The sequence below is a fragment of the Mycobacterium ahvazicum genome (assembly GCF_900176255.2).
GTDB classification, from domain to species: domain Bacteria; phylum Actinomycetota; class Actinomycetes; order Mycobacteriales; family Mycobacteriaceae; genus Mycobacterium; species Mycobacterium ahvazicum.
Window position 1 is genome coordinate 201,989 of sequence record NZ_FXEG02000001.1, and the last position, 15,537, is coordinate 217,525.

The 15,537-nt window shown below is 65.5% G+C and carries 11 protein-coding genes and 1 riboswitch; of the genes, 8 read left to right on the forward strand and 3 right to left on the reverse strand.

Annotated elements, in window-relative coordinates:
• On the reverse strand, window positions 1–750 hold the full coding sequence (locus MAAFP003_RS00925; protein ID WP_096283628.1) for a GntR family transcriptional regulator: 750 nt from the start codon (window positions 748–750) through the stop codon (window positions 1–3).
• The gene (locus MAAFP003_RS00930) at window positions 750–2,354 is read right to left on the reverse strand and encodes a Vgb family protein (protein WP_096283630.1); all 1,605 of its coding nucleotides are present in this window, start codon (window positions 2,352–2,354) and stop codon (window positions 750–752) included. Before MAAFP003_RS00930 ends, MAAFP003_RS00925 begins: the two co-directional genes overlap by 1 nt.
• Before the next feature lie 229 nt (window positions 2,355–2,583).
• Between MAAFP003_RS00930 and MAAFP003_RS00935 the strand changes: the two genes are divergently transcribed.
• From MAAFP003_RS00935 to MAAFP003_RS00970, 8 genes are all read left to right on the forward strand, one after another.
• Window positions 2,584–3,441: an SDR family NAD(P)-dependent oxidoreductase gene (locus MAAFP003_RS00935; RefSeq protein ID WP_096283632.1), complete on the forward strand. Its 858-nt coding sequence runs from the start codon at window positions 2,584–2,586 to the stop codon at window positions 3,439–3,441.
• On the forward strand, window positions 3,441–4,832 hold the full coding sequence (locus MAAFP003_RS00940; RefSeq protein WP_096283634.1) for an aromatic ring-hydroxylating oxygenase subunit alpha: 1,392 nt from the start codon (window positions 3,441–3,443) through the stop codon (window positions 4,830–4,832). The genes MAAFP003_RS00935 and MAAFP003_RS00940 overlap by 1 nt, the downstream gene beginning before the upstream one ends.
• Window positions 4,829–6,697 (forward strand): flavin-containing monooxygenase, encoded by a 1,869-nt coding sequence (locus tag MAAFP003_RS00945; RefSeq protein ID WP_096283636.1) that lies wholly within the window; start codon window positions 4,829–4,831, stop codon window positions 6,695–6,697. The genes MAAFP003_RS00940 and MAAFP003_RS00945 overlap by 4 nt, the downstream gene beginning before the upstream one ends.
• Entirely contained in the window at window positions 6,694–7,629 is a 936-nt protein-coding gene (locus MAAFP003_RS00950; protein WP_096283638.1) for an SDR family NAD(P)-dependent oxidoreductase, read from the forward strand. The genes MAAFP003_RS00945 and MAAFP003_RS00950 overlap by 4 nt, the downstream gene beginning before the upstream one ends.
• Window positions 7,630–7,757: 128 nt before the next feature.
• A complete protein-coding gene (locus MAAFP003_RS00955; protein WP_096283640.1) occupies window positions 7,758–8,900 on the forward strand; it encodes a CaiB/BaiF CoA transferase family protein in 1,143 nt (380 codons plus the stop codon).
• 44 nt (window positions 8,901–8,944) lie between these two features.
• Window positions 8,945–10,657, forward strand: coding sequence for a thiamine pyrophosphate-binding protein (locus MAAFP003_RS00960; RefSeq protein ID WP_096283642.1), 1,713 nt, complete (start codon window positions 8,945–8,947; stop codon window positions 10,655–10,657).
• A 29-nt stretch (window positions 10,658–10,686) separates the two neighbouring features.
• Window positions 10,687–12,108 (forward strand): aldehyde dehydrogenase family protein, encoded by a 1,422-nt coding sequence (locus tag MAAFP003_RS00965; RefSeq protein WP_096283644.1) that lies wholly within the window; start codon window positions 10,687–10,689, stop codon window positions 12,106–12,108.
• A 273-nt stretch (window positions 12,109–12,381) separates the two neighbouring features.
• Window positions 12,382–14,367, forward strand: coding sequence for an acyltransferase family protein (locus tag MAAFP003_RS00970; RefSeq protein ID WP_096290789.1), 1,986 nt, complete (start codon window positions 12,382–12,384; stop codon window positions 14,365–14,367).
• A 4-nt stretch (window positions 14,368–14,371) separates the two neighbouring features.
• Here the strand turns inward: MAAFP003_RS00970 and MAAFP003_RS00975 are convergent, their stop codons facing one another.
• Window positions 14,372–15,031 carry an O-methyltransferase gene (locus MAAFP003_RS00975; RefSeq protein WP_096283646.1) on the reverse strand — a complete coding sequence of 220 codons (660 nt, stop codon included), beginning with the start codon at window positions 15,029–15,031 and terminating at the stop codon, window positions 14,372–14,374.
• Between the two features lie 137 nt (window positions 15,032–15,168).
• Window positions 15,169–15,390, forward strand: a riboswitch (M-box (ykoK) riboswitch).
• Window positions 15,391–15,537: the final 147 nt, after the last annotated feature.

Below are 15,537 nucleotides of genomic sequence, written 5' to 3' on the forward strand. Positions count from 1 at the left end.
TCAACCGGCCTGACCAGCGACGCGACGCATGGTCATCGCGTACCGAAACCTCGACGACAGGTGAGTGTTGATCGTCACCTGAGCCACCTCGCCGTCTGAGGTCGTGTAGGTGCGGCGCATCTGTAGTGCAGCCGTCCCCGCTTCGACGCCCAGGCCGTCGGCCAGTTCCGGCGATAGCAAGACGGCGGCGATCTCCTGATGCAACGCGGCGACACTGACGCCGAACAGATCCTCGATCAGCGGGAAAATAGGGCCGGCATGGCGCTGCAGCAGCCTGCCGACCGCGGCGAAACCGCGGTTGATGTAGTACTCGGTTCGGCACATCGGCACCGGTGCGCCGTCGGCTTGCCGATAGCCGCGTACCGATAGCCACTGGGTGCCGGTCTCGAGTCCGGTCGCAGCGGCCAGCTCCTCGTCGATCGTCACCATCGCGTTGGATTCGATGGTCAGTTGCGCGCCGGCCGCGAACGCGAGGAGATCGTCGATCGACATCGCGTCCTGGGCATAGGAACTCGATGCCGGCCGGGGCACTACCCGAGTGCCGGCCCGCGGCCGGGATGCGACCAGATTGTCCTCGCGCAGTCGGCGCAGTGCTTCGCGGACGGTGTAGCGGCTGACCGCGAAGCGCTCGCACAGTTGGTGTTCGGTCGGCAGCTGCGAGCCCACCGGGTAGACGCCGTCGACGATCTCCTTGCGCAGCGTGCGTGCAATCTGTAAGTAGCGGTGGTCACCCGCGATGATCTGGGGCATCAGCCGCCGTCCTTGCGCAGTGCCAGCACGCTGCCGTCGCCGTCGGCCGAGAGGTAGATCGTCCCGTCGGCCGCGGCGGTGATCCCGGCGAACGGGCCCTGCGGTCCGGAAAACGGCGGCATGCCTAGCAACGGCTTGGGCGTGACGCCGGGCGGCGGACCGACCGGCAGCCCGGATGCGATCGTGCGCCGTGCGCTACTGGTCAGATCGAACGCGATCAACTCCTTAGCGCCGGCATCGACGACGTAGAGAACTCCGCCATGTATCAGAATGCCTTGCGGGCGTTGTAGATCCGTGACAACGGTATCGATTTTCGACCCGCTCACCCTGACCACTCGGCCCGCACCTGCCTCGGCGACCAGACAAGTCCCGTCGGCATCGATCGTGACGCCGACCGGCTCACGCAGGTCGGTGGCCAGCGCCTCGATACCGCCGGACCGCAGCGACAGCAACCGGCCGGTACCGAGCTCCGCAAACACCACACCGTCGGGGCTCATCGCGACACCGTAGAGCTGATCGAAACCGTCTGCCAGCAACTCGGATTCGTTCGTCTCGGGCCGGTAGACGCTGACCTGACCGCCGGAGGTCGTGACGACGAACTCGCCGGGCCCGCTGGCGACAACGCCGCGCAGGAATCCGGGATAGCCGGGGCTGAACAGCATGCCCGCGGTCTGCAATGACCCGTCGGGCAGCGCGACGTAAAAGTATGTGCCGTCGGCGATGTAGAGCTGTCCGTCGTATCCGACCGCGAGGTCCAGCGGCCAGTTGAGTCCGCCGGCCAACACGGATCTCGTGGTGCCATGCGGCGATATCTCGGTGATCTCGCCGGTGAAGTTGGAGACGAACAGCTGCTCGCCGACGAAGGTGCAGTTGTCCAGGCCGGGATTCAACTGGGCGAGCAGTTGCCGTTCCCCGTTGCGGGGATCGATGCGCAGCACCTGACCGCTGGCGACCTGGGTGGAAACGATATGGCCCTGCGCGTCGAATTTGACCGAATCGGGCACGCCGAGATCGCTCGCGACACATTGTGGTTCGCCGCCGTCGGGGTCGATGCGCCAGATTTCATTGGCGCCCATCACCGGGAAATACAGCAGGCCGTCCGGGCCGACCTCCATCGCGTTGGGGGAGGGCACGTTCTCCAACAGCACCCGGGGCGGTCCGCCCGCCAGGTCGAACTCCAGCAGCCGTCCGCCCGCACGGCATTCACCGATGAACAACCGGCCCCGGTGAAAGGTGATGCCATTGGCCGACGGCACGTCGTCACGCAGCACCCGCGTGCGGCCACTGGTGTCGCGCACGCTGACCCGGCCGTCCATCACCTCGGTCGCATACAGGTTGCCGTTGGCGTCGAATGCGACGTCGTCGGGCGCCACGATGTCGCCGCCCTTGGGGCTGGCGGTCACAAGCTCCCCGGTGCGGTGATCCAGCGCGCTGATCTGACTGCCGGTGACTTGGGCGATGTAGATGCGACCGTCCGGGCCGGTCCGCAACCCGTTGGCGCCGAACAACCGACTGGGCGCGGTGACTCGTTCGAGCTCCCAACCTTCGGCGACGTCCACCGGGTGCGTCGCCGGGTACCGCGAGGTGCGCGTTGAGATCGCCATTGACTCGCCGAGATCCTTCCGTCAGCCGTTGGGGCTGGACGTTATCAACTCGTCTTAGTCCAGACAATAGCCGCGTAAGCGTCCCGGCTCGACCTTGACAGCCAAGTCTGCCGATCGGAATAGTGTTCTCCAACGGGCAGAATCCGATGTTTTGTCCGGACAAATCGAGTGTGAGATCCGGCTGCGGACGATGACGACAGGACACGTCCAAGGCGGGCGAAAGCAGGTCATGGACGATCTTCTGGGGCGCCTCTTGGGATTGGAAGGCCGCGTCGTGGTGGTTTCCGGTGCCGGCGGCGGCGGCATCGGCACGACCGTCACGACCATGGCCGCCCGGGCCGGCGCCACCGTGATCGCGGTCAGCCGGTCGAAGGAAAACCTTGACGAGCACGTCTCGCCGCTGGCGGCCCAGGGGCTGCCCGTGGTGCCCGTCGCGGCCGACGCGGCCAGCGACGAGGGCATCGCCACGGTGATCGATCACGCGCGCCGCGCCGAGGGCAGCCTGTATGGGCTGGTCAACGTCGCCGGCGGCGCGCAGCCGTCGACGTGGATGCCGTCGACGCGGGTGACGCGCAGCGATTGGCGCAAGATCTTCGCCGACAATCTCGAAACGGCGTTCTTCATGAGCCAGGCCGTGGCGCGCGAACTAGTCGCGCAGCGACGGCCGGGGTCGATCGTGTCGATCTCCTCGATCAGCGGCATGAACACCGCTCCGTTTCACATCGCCTACGGGACGGCCAAGGCCGCGATCGTCGCGATGACCCGGACCATGGCCGTCGAGTTGGCGGACTCGGGAATCCGGGTGAACGCGGTGGCACCCGGCGTCACCGAGACCGCCGCGTCGCGCACTTATGTCGATGAGGACCCCGAGCGGGACCGGCAGGCAATCGCGATGGGCCGGCGTGGCCGGCCCGAAGAGCAGGCCGCCGCCGTCCTGTTCCTGCTGTCCGAGATGTCGAGCTATATCACCGGTCAGACGCTGCTGGTCGACGGCGGCCTGGACCTCAAGTGGACCCATCTCGGCGCCGACAACACGTCGCTGTTCCTCAAAGACGAATCCTTCCGCGCCGAGATTAGGAGGATGTGATGACCGACCTGGCCAAAGACACTGTGGCCGAAGAACTTTCGACACCGATGACCATCGGCGTCGAGGCATACATCTCCGAGGACTATGCCCGCGCCGAGCGTGATAAGTTGTGGCGCCGGGTCTGGCAGCAGGCCGGCCGCGTCGAAGAGTTGCCCGAGGTGGGCAGTTACCTCACCTACGACATCCTTGACGACTCGATCATCGTGGTGCGCACCGGGAGCGACGAGTTCCACGCGCACCATAACGTCTGCATGCACCGTGGCCGCCGGCTGATCGACACCCCAGAGGGCGCCAAGAACGCCTGCGCTCGCACCCGAAAGTCGTTCGTCTGCGGCTTCCACGGCTGGACCTATGGCCTGGACGGCGCGTGCACGCATATCCGCGAACAGCAGGACTGGCAGGAAGCGCTCACGCCCGACAACACCCACCTGCGGCCGGTCCGGGTCGACACCTGGGGCGGCTGGTTGTGGATCAACATGGATCCCGACTGCGAGCCGCTGGCTGACTACCTGTTTCCGGCCGCGAAGATCCTCGACCCGTTCGGCCTGGAAAACATGCGCTACAAATGGCGCAAGTGGGTGGAATTCGACTGCAACTGGAAGGTCGCGCTGGAGGCGTTCAACGAGACCTACCACGTCTACACCACGCATCCCGAGTTCAACCAGTTCGGCGAGTTCAAGGGCTGGGCGAAAGCACAAGGCAAGCACAGCAACATCGGCTATGACGCCCCGGACGACCTCGCGGCGACCAAGTCCAAAATCCGCCTCGGCACCGGCGCCGATCCCCGGGTGTCAACGGCGCAGATGCAGATCTACACGATGGAGGAAACCAACACCTCCACCACCGAGACGCTGGTGAACGCCGCCAAACGGCTGGTCGACGAACTGCCCGAGGGCACCCCGGCCGACAAGGTCCTCGAACATTGGCTGGCTTCGGCGCGCCGCGACGACGAGGCCCGAGGCGTGATCTGGCCGACGATTCCGTCCGACATCCTCGGACAGGCCGGCACCGCGTGGCAGATCTTCCCGAACTTCCAGATCGGGCAGGGCCTGACGGTCGCGCTGTGCTACGGCGCACGGCCGCACCCCAGCTACCACCCGGACAAGTGCATCTTTGAGGTGTCGGTCTTCGAGCTCTACCCGAAAGGTCAAGAGCCGCAGACGCAGTGGGAGTACACACCGGTCGGCGACCCAAGATGGCGGTCGGTGCTTCCGCAGGACTTCGCCAATATGGCCGCCGTCCAGCAGGGCATGAAATCGCTGGGCTTCCCGGGCACCAAGCCCAACCCATACCGGGAACGCAGCACGGTCAATCTGCACTATCAATTGTCGAGGTACATGGGTGCCGGTGAGCCCCAGGAGCTTTTAGGTAAGGAGCGCCCACGGGCATGACCCCCGGCACGGAAGAGCACCAAGACGGTTGCGGGCCCACCGAGGTGCCGCAGGACGTCGACATCGACGCGACGCGGGCCAAGTACGCCCAGGAGCGCGAGAAGCGCCTGCGCACCGACGGCGGCGCGCAGTATCTCGAACTCGACGACGACCTGGCGGACCTCTACGAGGTAGACCCGTACACCCCGGTGGCCGACCGCCCCCCGATCGATGCGGACATCGAGGTCGTGGTGCTCGGCGGCGGCTTTGCCGGGTTATTATCCGGCGCTTACCTGAAAAAGGCAGGCGTGCAAGATGTTCGGGTCATCGATATGGCCGGGGACTTCGGCGGTGTGTGGTACTGGAACCGCTTCCCCGGCATTCAGTGCGACAATGACGCCTACTGCTACGTCCCGATGCTTGAGGAACTCGACTTCCTGCCGAGCAAGAAGTTCGCCGACGGCGCCGAGATCTTTGGGCATTGCCAGGCCATGGGCAAACACTTCGACCTCTACGACGGCGCGATCTTCTCCACCCAGGTCGAGACCATGCGCTGGAACGAGGAGACCAAGCGCTGGCGGCTGACCACCAACCGCGGTGACGACATCCGCGCGCGGTTCGTGGTGATGGCGCAGGGCTCGTACAACAAGCCGAAGTTGCCCGGCATCCCCGGCATCAAGGAGTACCTGGCCGCAGGCGGCCACGCATTCCATTCGGCACGCTGGGACTACGACTACACCGGGGGCGATGCCAACGGTGGTCTGCACAAGCTCGCCGACAAGCGTGTGGCACTCATCGGCACCGGTGCCACCGGCGTTCAGCTGGTGCCGCATCTCGGCCGGGATGCCAAGCAACTGTTCGTGTTCCAGCGCACCCCGTCGTCGGTGGACATGCGCGCCAACACGCCCACCGATCCGGCCTGGGCGGCGACCCTGCAGCCCGGTTGGCAGGAGGAGCGTAAGCGCAATTTCCACAACTGGTCACCGTTTGTCGGGGTGGTCTTCGGCGAACCGGATTTAGTGTGTGACTTCTGGACCGAATTGGGCCGCAACATGACCGCGCGGATTGCCGCCAGCCCGGATCCCGCCTCGCTCGGGATCGAGGAGATCATGCGCATCCGGGAGGAAGAGGACTACAAGATCATGGAGCGGCTGCGGAACCGCGTGGCCGCGCTGGTTGACGATCCCGACACCGCCGAGGCGCTCAAGCCGTACTACCGCTTCATGTGCAAGCGGCCGTGTTCGAGCGAGACGTACCTGCCGGCGTTCAACCTGCCCAATGTCACGTTGGTGGACGTGTCGGAATCCAAGGGCGTGGAGCGTCTGACGGAGAAGGGCATTGTCGCGAACGGTGTTGAGTACGAGGTCGATTGCGTCGTGTTCGCCAGTGGGTTCGAGATCTCCACGGAGATTAGTCGCCGCTTCGCGGTCGACATCATCGAGGGCCGCGACGGGCTGTCGCTGTTCGATTACTGGCGCGACAGGTACCAGACGCTGCACGGCATGACCACTCGCGGATTCCCCAACCAGTTCTTCACCGGTTTCATCCAGGGCGGCGTTTCGGCCAACACCACCGCGATGTTCGAGCAACAGGCCGAGCACATTGCTTACATCATCGCCGAGGCGCAGAAACGCGGCGCTACCACCGTCGAACCTAGTCAAGAGGGCCAAGACGGTTGGGTCAATACGGTCGGTGAACTCGCGATCGACAACTCCGCTTTCGAGATGGCCTGCACGCCTGGTTATTACAACAACGAGGGTCAGGGTGGCGCCAAGGACAATGGTGCGTTCCTCGGTGATTTCTACTCGCCGGGTTTCTATGCCTTCGGCGAGCTGATCGCCGAGTGGCGCAACGAGGGTGATCTAGCAGGTCTCGAGCTTTCATGAGCGAGTTGCGATTCGACGACCGCGTGGCCGTGGTGACCGGAGCAGGCCGCGGGTTGGGCCGCGCCTACGCGCAACTGCTGGCCGCGCGCGGAGCGAAGGTGGTGGTCAACGACGCCGGTGGCAGCCTCGACGGCGCGGGGGTCGATGCCGGTCCGGCCGAACGGGTGGTAGAAGAGATCACCGCGGTCGGGGGAACGGCAGTCGCGTGCAGCGCGTCGGTTGCGACCCGAGAAGGCGGCGAGGTGATCATCGCGACCGCGCTCGAAAACTATGGCCGCATCGATGTTTTGGTGCACAACGCCGGCAACGTCCGGCGCGATTCGCTGAAGGAGATGAGCTACGAGGACTTCGACGCCGTCCTCGACGTGCATCTGCGCGGCGCGTTCCACGTGGTGCGGCCGGCGTTTCCGCTCATGTGCGCGGCGGGCTACGGCCGCATCGTGCTGACGTCGTCGATCGGGGGCCTGTACGGAAACCACAAGGTGGCCAACTATGCCGCCGCCAAGGCTGGGGTCATCGGATTGTCCAACGTCGCCGCGCTGGAGGGCGCCGCCGAGGGCGTGCGGTGCAACGTGATCGTGCCGGCCGCGGTGACACGCATGGCCGAGGGTATCGACACCTCGGCCTATCCACCGATGGGTGCGGAACTTGTTGCACCCGTGGTGGGTTGGCTTGCGCACGAGTCGTGCTCGGTGACCGGTGAACTGTTCATCGCGCTGGCGGGGCGGGTGGCCCGCGCGGTCATCGCGGAAAGCCCGGGCGTATGCCGGCCAGCATGGACGATCGAGGACGTCGGGAGCCATCTGGACGCGATCCGTTACGTCGAAGCGCCGCTGATCTTTCCGGTCGCTCCGGACGGCCACAACGAGCACATTCGCTACAGCTTCGACCTGGCTCAGAGGTCAAACGACCAAGGAGCGCTCCATGGCTAACCCGACGGGCCCACCGCCGCGTCGAGCGTGTGGCTTAGGTACACAATGCGGCTGGTTTTCGGGCATACGGCCCACACTCGGCGAGATAAGACACCAGGGAGCGCTTCGTGGCTAGCCCGACGGGCCCGATGACCGGGGTGCGCGTGGTCGATCTCACCGCAATGGTGATGGGACCCTACTGCACGCAGATATTGGCGGACATGGGTGCCGATGTCATCAAAGTCGAACCACCCCAAGGGGATAACACCCGCTACATCTCGGTGGGGCCGGCGCCCGGCATGAGCGGGGTATTCGTCAATGTCAACCGCGGCAAGCGCAGCGTCGTGCTGGACCTGCAGACCGAGGCGGGAGCTGATGCGCTGCGCACTCTCGTCGAGACCGCTGACGTATTCATCCACTCGATGCGCGCCAAGGCAATCGCGAAGCTCGGCTTCGGCTACGACGATGTCGCGGCGATCAATCCCGCGATTATCTACACCAATTGCTATGGGTATGGGCGACGCGGACCCGATCGCGACCGTCCCGCCTACGACGACACGATTCAGGCCGAATGCGGTCTGCCCGCGGTGCAGGAGCAATTGACCGGTGAGGCCGATTACGTCGGCACCATCATGGCCGACAAGATCGCCGGGCTGACGGCGCTGTACGCGACGATGATGGCGTTGTTTCACCGCGAACGCACCGGGGTGGGGCAAGAGGTCGAGGTCGCCATGTTCGAAACCATGGCCTCGTTCATGCTCGTCGAACACGCCAACGGTGCCATGTTTGACCCACCGCTGGGGCCGGCGGTGTATCCGCGCACCGTCGCCCCCAACCGCCGCCCGTATCGCACCAGCGATGGCTATATCGCCGCATTGATCTACAACGACAAACACTGGAACGCATTCATGCAGGCCGTGCAGCCGCCGTGGGCCAGCGAGCGGTATTCGACGCTGGAACAACGTGCTCGCGAGATCGACACCGTCTATGGGCTGGTCGCCGAGACGATGAAAGAGCGTTCCACCGCGGAGTGGCTGACGTTGTTGCGCCGACTCGAGATACCGGCCGCGCCACTGAACACCCCCGGCGCGCTCTTCGACGATCCGCATCTGAGCGCCGTCGGCATGTTCGAGACGGTGGACACCCCGCATGGTCCGGTGCGTTTCCCGGGGGTGCCCACCTGGTTCTCCCAGACGCCGGGTCGCGTCGCGGGGCCCGCGCCGGAGCTCGGCGCCCACACCGAAGAAGTGCTCGCCGAAATCGGCCTGGCCGTCGACGCGAACCAGGGATAGTGCTCAGTCAACGAAATGTGTTGCCAGCAGAGGAGTTTCCAACGATGACCGTCCCCGTTTACCAGCGGATCCTCGACCTGTTCGAGGTCGAGGGCGTCAACACCCTGTTCGGCATCCCGGACCCGAACTTCGTGCACATGTTCGCCGAGGCGGACGCGCGCGGGTGGTCGGTGGTTGCCCCGCATCACGAACTGAGCGCGGGATTCATGGCCGAGGCGGCGTCGCGGATGACGGGTAGCCCCGGACTGTGCATCGGCACCCTCGGCCCGGGCATGGCCAACATCGCCGGAGCGATCCAGTGCGCGCTCGTGGAGAACTCGCCGGTGATCTTCCTCGGCGGCCAGCGGGCTCGCGTCACCGAGCGCCGGGTGCGCCGCGGCCGCATCCAATTCGTGCAACAGGAGCCGCTTTTCGCCGCGTCCGTGAAGTACAGCAGCTCGATCGAATACGCCGACCAGACCGACGAGATCATTCACGAGGCCATCCGCAAGGCGATGTCCGGCACCCCGGGTCCGACCTACGTCGAGTTCCCTTCGCACGTCATCCTCGAGGAGCTCGACGTCGCCGAAGCGCCACCGCCCAGTACCTACCGGCTGGTCAACCAGGGCGCCGGCACCCGCGAGATTACCGAGGCCGTCAAGCTGATCCGTGAGGCCAAGAGCCCGGTCCTGCTGGTCGGCCACGCCGTGCACACCACCCGTACTCAACAACAGGTCAGGGAGCTGGCCGAGCTGATGGCCTGCCCGGTGATCCAGACCTCCGGGGGCACCTCGTTCATCCCGGGACTGCAGGAGCGGACGTTCCCCTACTTGTTCTCCCCGGCGGCCAACGACGCCGTCGAGGAATCCGACCTGTGCGTCGCGCTGGGTACCGAACTCGGTGAGCCGATGCACTACGGCCGCACCCAGCACTGGGCGGGCAACAATGCGAGCCGCAAATGGGTTCTGGTCGAGCAGGATCCGACCGCCATCGGCGTCAACCGCCCGGTCGACGTGGCGCTGGTCGGCGATCTGCGCGGTGTCGTGCCGCAGCTGGTCTCCGCACTCAAGGATGGTGCGCGCCAACCCGCAACGACGCTGGCGGCCCTGATCGAGAAAGATGCGAAAGAGCTTGCGGACGTGGCGGAATCGGCACCGTCCGGACGCTCGCCGATCCACCCGGCGCGCTACGTCGTCGAAGCCACCAAAGCGTTCAACGAACTCGAGGATGGCATCATGGTGCGCGACGGCGGCGCAACTGTGATCTTTCAGTGGACCTACTCGCAGTCCAAGCCGCGCGACGTCATCTGGAACCAGAATTTCGGCCACCTCGGCACCGGATTGCCCTACGCGATCGGAGCGTCCGTCGCCGAGGGCGGTAAGCGACCGGTGATGCTGCTGACCAGCGACTCCGCGTTCCTCTTCCATATAGCCGAGTTGGAAACCGCTGCGCGACAGAACCTTCCGCTGGTATGCGTGGTGGGTGTCGACCACCAGTGGGGCTTGGAAGTGGGCGTGTACAAGCGCACCTTCCCCCAGCCGTCGCCGCAGCCCGGCGTGCACTGGAGCAAGGATGTGCGGATGGACAAGGTTGCCGAGGGCTTCGGCTGCCACGGTGAGTACGTCGAGAAGGAATCCGAGATCGGCCCTGCGATCGCTCGCGCCTACGCCAGTGGCAAAGTCGGTGTTGTGCACGTGTGCATCGACCCCAAGGCCAACTCCGAGGAGATGCCCAAGTACGACCGATTCCGGACCTGGTATGCCGAGGGCACTCAGTAAGCGCACTTCGCCGAGAAAGGGATGATTTCATGCGCGAATACCTGAACTTCTACATCGACGGCAAGTGGGTTGAGCCGTTGGCGCCCAATCCTTTCGACGTGGAAAACCCGGCAACCGAGCAGGTGTCCGGCCAGATCTCGCTGGGTACGGCGGCCGACGTCGACGTGGCGGTCAAGGCCGCGCGGCACGCCTTCGCGAGCTGGTCGCAAAGCAGCCGCGAACAGCGGCTGGACCTGTTGCAGGCCATCCTCGCCGAATACCAGAAGCGCTCGAGCGACCTCGCCGAGGCGGTTACCGAGGAAATCGGCGCACCGGCGACGCTGGCCGCGGGGCCACAGGTCTTCCTCGGGATCGGACACCTGAACACGGCCATCGAGGCGTTGAAGCACTTCGCGTTCGAGGAACAAAAAGGGGCCAGCCTGATCACCAAGGAGCCGATCGGCGTCTGCGGACTGATCACGCCGTGGAACTGGCCGATCAACCAGGTCGCCGTCAAGGTGTACCCGGCGTTGGCGACCGGCTGCACCGTCGTCTTGAAACCGTCTGAGGTAGCACCGTATTCGCCGTATATCTTCGCCGAGATCCTTGATGCCGCGGGCGTGCCACCCGGGGTGTTCAACCTGATCAACGGCGACGGCCCGGGCGTGGGCGCCGCCCTGGCCAGCCATCCCGACATCGACATGGTGTCGTTCACCGGATCCACCCGCGCCGGTATCGAGGTGGCCAAGCTTGCCGCCCCGACCGTCAAACGAGTGACCCAGGAGCTCGGTGGCAAGAGCCCCAACATCGTGCTCGATGACAGCGGCTTCGCCGACGGTGTCCGCGCCGGTGTGGCCAACATGATGCCGAATTCCGGGCAGAGCTGTAACGCGCCGACGCGCATGCTGGTGCCCAACTCGCGCATGGCCGAAGCGATCTCCATCGCGCGGGAGGCCGCTGAGCAGGTCACGGTGGGCCATCCCGATGCGGGGACGACGATCGGGCCGGTGGCGTCGAAGACTCAGTTCGACAAGGTGCAACGGCTGATCCAGCTGGGTGTCGATGAGGGCGCGACTGTGGTGGTGGGAGGCCCGGGCCGGCCGGACGGGCTGGACCAGGGTTATTACGTCAAGCCGACGGTTTTCGCGCACGTCACCAACGACATGACGATCGCGCGCGAGGAGATCTTCGGGCCGGTGCTGTGCATTCTCGGTTACGACGACCTCGACCAGGCCGTCGAGATCGCCAACGACACCGAATACGGGCTGGCGGGATTCGTCTCAGGAGCCGACCTCGACAAGGCACGTGAGGTCGCCCGCAAGATTCGCGCCGGCTGGGTGACGATCAACCACGCCTTCGACATGAACGCGCCCTTCGGCGGCTACAAGCGCAGCGGCAACGGCCGTGAGTGGAGCGAGTTCGGCTTCCACGAGTATCTGGAAGTCAAGAGCACCCTGGGCTATTCCGCCTAGAAGGCCCCTGACAAGGCCTAACACTTTAGGCCGAAAACCGAGCACACCACCGCCGAAAACCGGCGCGTGTCTGCGCCCTATCCGACGCGGTCGCCCCTAAGCTTGCTGAAATCAAGAGGAGGGGCACGACGTATCGGCAGCAACTACCGCGCCGGGCACCGCAGTGGTCAGGGCGCGTTAAAAGCGGGCACTGAGCCGGACGGAACAGACTCCGCGCCGGCGAGTTCTGCTCGGCAGAATCGGTGGGTAGACCCCGTACGTCGTGTCGGCCGGCTGGCGATATGGGATAAACCCGAGCAGCGCAGCGGCATTCCCGCACTCGACGGACTGCGCGCGGTAGCGGTAGCCCTGGTGCTAGCCGACCACGGCGGCATCCCCGGCGTGAGCGGCGGGTTTCTGGGCGTCGACGTCTTCTTCGTGCTCAGCGGATTCCTGATCACCTCGTTGTTGCTCGACGAACTCGGGCGTACCGGCCGCATCGACCTCACCGGGTTCTGGATTCGCCGGGCCCGCCGGCTGCTTCCGGCGCTGGTGTTGATGGTGCTGGCCGTCGGCGCCGCCCGCGAACTGCTTCCCGCTCAAGCTCTTACCGGGTTACGCGACGACGCGATCGCGGCGTTTTTATGGGTGGCGAACTGGCGTTTCGTCGCGCAGAAGACCGACTACTTCACCCAGGGTGCGCCGCCGTCGCCGCTGCAGCACGCCTGGTCGCTCGGCGTCGAGGAGCAGTACTACTTCGTCTGGCCGGTCCTGCTGATCGTGGTCACCCTGCTACTGGCCGCGCGGGCCAAGCGCTACTTCATGCGGGCCACGGTCGGCGATGTGCGCTTCGCCATCTTTGTGATCGCCACGCTGGGTGCGCTGGCTTCCGCGGCGGCAGCGATCGTGTTCGTCTCCGCCACCACGCGTGATCGCATCTACTTCGGCACCGACACGCGCGCGCAGGCGTTGCTGGTCGGTTCCGCGGCGGCGGCTCTGCTGGTGCGGGATTGGCCGTCGTTGAACCGCGGCTGGTGCATGATCCGCAGTCGCTGGGGGCGGCGGGTCGCCCGGTTGCTGCCGATGATCGGAGTGGCGGGCCTGGCGGCGGCGGCGCACTTCGCGACGGGCACTGTCGGTGATTTCCGGCACGGCTTGCTGATCGGTGTCGCGATCGCGGCGGTCTTCGTGGTCGCCCCGGTGGCGTTGGAGCAGCGCGGCCTGGTCGCCCGCATTCTCGCCGCGCCACCACTGGTCTGGCTGGGCACCATCTCCTACGGCATCTATCTTTGGCATTGGCCAATCTTTCTGGCGCTCAACGGCGAGCGCACCGGATGGTCGGGGCTGCCGTTGTTCGCCGCCCGGTGCGGGCTCACGCTGGCGGTGGCCGCCGCGTCGTATTGGCTGATCGAACAACCCGTCCGGCGCTGGCGACCGGCCCGGGTGGCGCTGCTGCCACTGGCAGCTGCCACCGTGGCCAGCGCCGCGGCGATCACGCTGCTGCTGATTCCGGTCGGCACCGGAACCGGTCTGCGCGAGACCGGCCTACCCCCGGGCGTTTCGGCGGTCGCCGCGGTGTCGAACGCCCCGCCGGGTGGCAGCCGTCCGGTCGGGCCGCGAAACCCCAACCGGCCGTTCACCGTTTCGGTCTTCGGTGATTCGATCGGGTGGACCTGGATGCACTTCCTGCCCCCGACACCCGGATTCGCGTTCCTCGACCACACGGTCATCGGGTGCAGCCTGGTTCGCGGCACGCCATACCGGTACATCGGCCAGACCCTGGATCAGCGAGCCGAATGCGATACGTGGCCGAGTAGATGGGCAGCGCAGATCAGTCAGGACCAGCCGGACGTCGCGCTCCTGATCGTCGGTCGCTGGGAGACCGTGGACCGGGTCAACGAGGGGCAGTGGACCCACATCGGTGACCCGACATTCGACGCGTATCTCAACGCCGAGCTGGAGCGAGCACTCAATATCGTGAGCGCCAGCGGGGTTCGGGTAGTGGTTGCCACGGTGCCGTACAGCCGGGGCGGCGAGAAGCCGGACGGCCGCTTGTATCCCGAGGACCAGCCGGACCGAGTCAATCAGTGGAATGCCATGCTGCGCAAAACCGTTGCGCAGCACAGCGGCGTTGAGATCCTTGACCTGAACAAAAAGCTTTGCCCCGACGGCGTTTACACCGCCAAGGTCGACGGCATCAAGGTGCGCAGTGACGGTGTGCACTTGACCCCGGAAGGGGTCAAGTGGCTGACGCCGTGGCTCGAAGAGTCGTTGCGGTAGGCGCTTAATCGTTGGTTCGGCAGCTGACTTCCATGCTGTCGCTTTCCCGGACCAGGAAATTGAAGCTGGTGTAGCCGTTAACGGGGTCGCGCACGCGGTCGAGATACGGCGCCATGTCGGGCGCGCTGGCGTTGTCGGCGATCACCAAAGCGCCTGTGGTGAGCCGGGGTTCGAGCAATTTGAGCACCGGAAGATAGAGATCCTTCCAGCCGTCCAGCAAGACGAATTCGATCGGCCCGTCTTGGTCCACCAGCGTGGTCAACGCATCGCCTTCGAGAATGGTGATCACGTCGTCCAAGCCGGTCTCGGCGAACGTCTTCTTCGCGGCGGCAATCTTGCTGGCGCTGAGCTCCGTGGTCACCACGCGCCCCACGCCGTTGTCGCGGACGGCCGCCGCGAGATGAATGGCCGAGATACCGAACGACATTCCGAACTCGACCACCGTTATCGGACGGGTCGCGCGAACCAGTGCGTACAGCAGCCGGCCGGCGTCCGGCGTCACCGGGATGTAGAACTCGCTCATCGCCTCGGTGCGTTCGGCGGTGGTCATCGGGCGCTCGAGCTGACCTTGCCGCTCACGCAGCAGTGACATCTGGTTCTTCGTCTCTGTGTACATCCGGTCGAGCACGCTCTCGACGCGAGGGTCTTGCAAGGTTGTCGCCATGCCCTCGAGGGTATGCCTCGGCGACTTTTGCCAGGGCGGTGACCGCATGCTCCGGCGTGTGACCCAGAACACGGATCGTCGCAGTTGCGACAAAAGGGGTTTGACGAGCAGCGGGTGGCAGTGCCAGCATGGTTGGGCAAGCACCTCGGTAGGTGAGGCGTCTGCACGGACACAGGCCACTGACCCCGAACGTCGAGAGACGCCCCGGGTCAGGACAGCTCTTCCCGGACACAAGGGTTGAGCCCAAGTGGCTTCTGGACGAGGAGCGATCGCAAGCGCGGCGAAGCGCAGCGGGTCGCGACCATCGGTCGATCCAGATACGCCGTGCAGTGCCGAAGCTCCGACGAGAGGGGTGCGGCCGGCGGGCTCATGGCCCGGCATTCGTACCTCTCCCGCGTGTGAAACGTGGACACCCGCGCGTGTCATGGCCGTGAGGAGGTGAGGGCGAGATGAGTCCCGGCGATAGTTGCTATCCGAAATCCATCTTGAACCGATCCGGTTCCGGC

Coding starts and splice junctions, on each gene's coding strand:
- MAAFP003_RS00940 (WP_096283634.1), top strand. CDS start 3,441: ATGACCGACCTGGCCAAAGACACTGTGGCCGAAGAACTTTCGACACCG.
- MAAFP003_RS00925 (WP_096283628.1), bottom strand. CDS start 750: ATGCCCCAGATCATCGCGGGTGACCACCGCTACTTACAGATTGCACGC.
- MAAFP003_RS00960 (WP_096283642.1), top strand. CDS start 8,945: ATGACCGTCCCCGTTTACCAGCGGATCCTCGACCTGTTCGAGGTCGAG.
- MAAFP003_RS00935 (WP_096283632.1), top strand. CDS start 2,584: ATGGACGATCTTCTGGGGCGCCTCTTGGGATTGGAAGGCCGCGTCGTG.
- MAAFP003_RS00950 (WP_096283638.1), top strand. CDS start 6,694: ATGAGCGAGTTGCGATTCGACGACCGCGTGGCCGTGGTGACCGGAGCA.
- MAAFP003_RS00975 (WP_096283646.1), bottom strand. CDS start 15,031: ATGGCGACAACCTTGCAAGACCCTCGCGTCGAGAGCGTGCTCGACCGG.
- MAAFP003_RS00955 (WP_096283640.1), top strand. CDS start 7,758: ATGACCGGGGTGCGCGTGGTCGATCTCACCGCAATGGTGATGGGACCC.
- MAAFP003_RS00945 (WP_096283636.1), top strand. CDS start 4,829: ATGACCCCCGGCACGGAAGAGCACCAAGACGGTTGCGGGCCCACCGAG.
- MAAFP003_RS00930 (WP_096283630.1), bottom strand. CDS start 2,354: ATGGCGATCTCAACGCGCACCTCGCGGTACCCGGCGACGCACCCGGTG.
- MAAFP003_RS00965 (WP_096283644.1), top strand. CDS start 10,687: ATGCGCGAATACCTGAACTTCTACATCGACGGCAAGTGGGTTGAGCCG.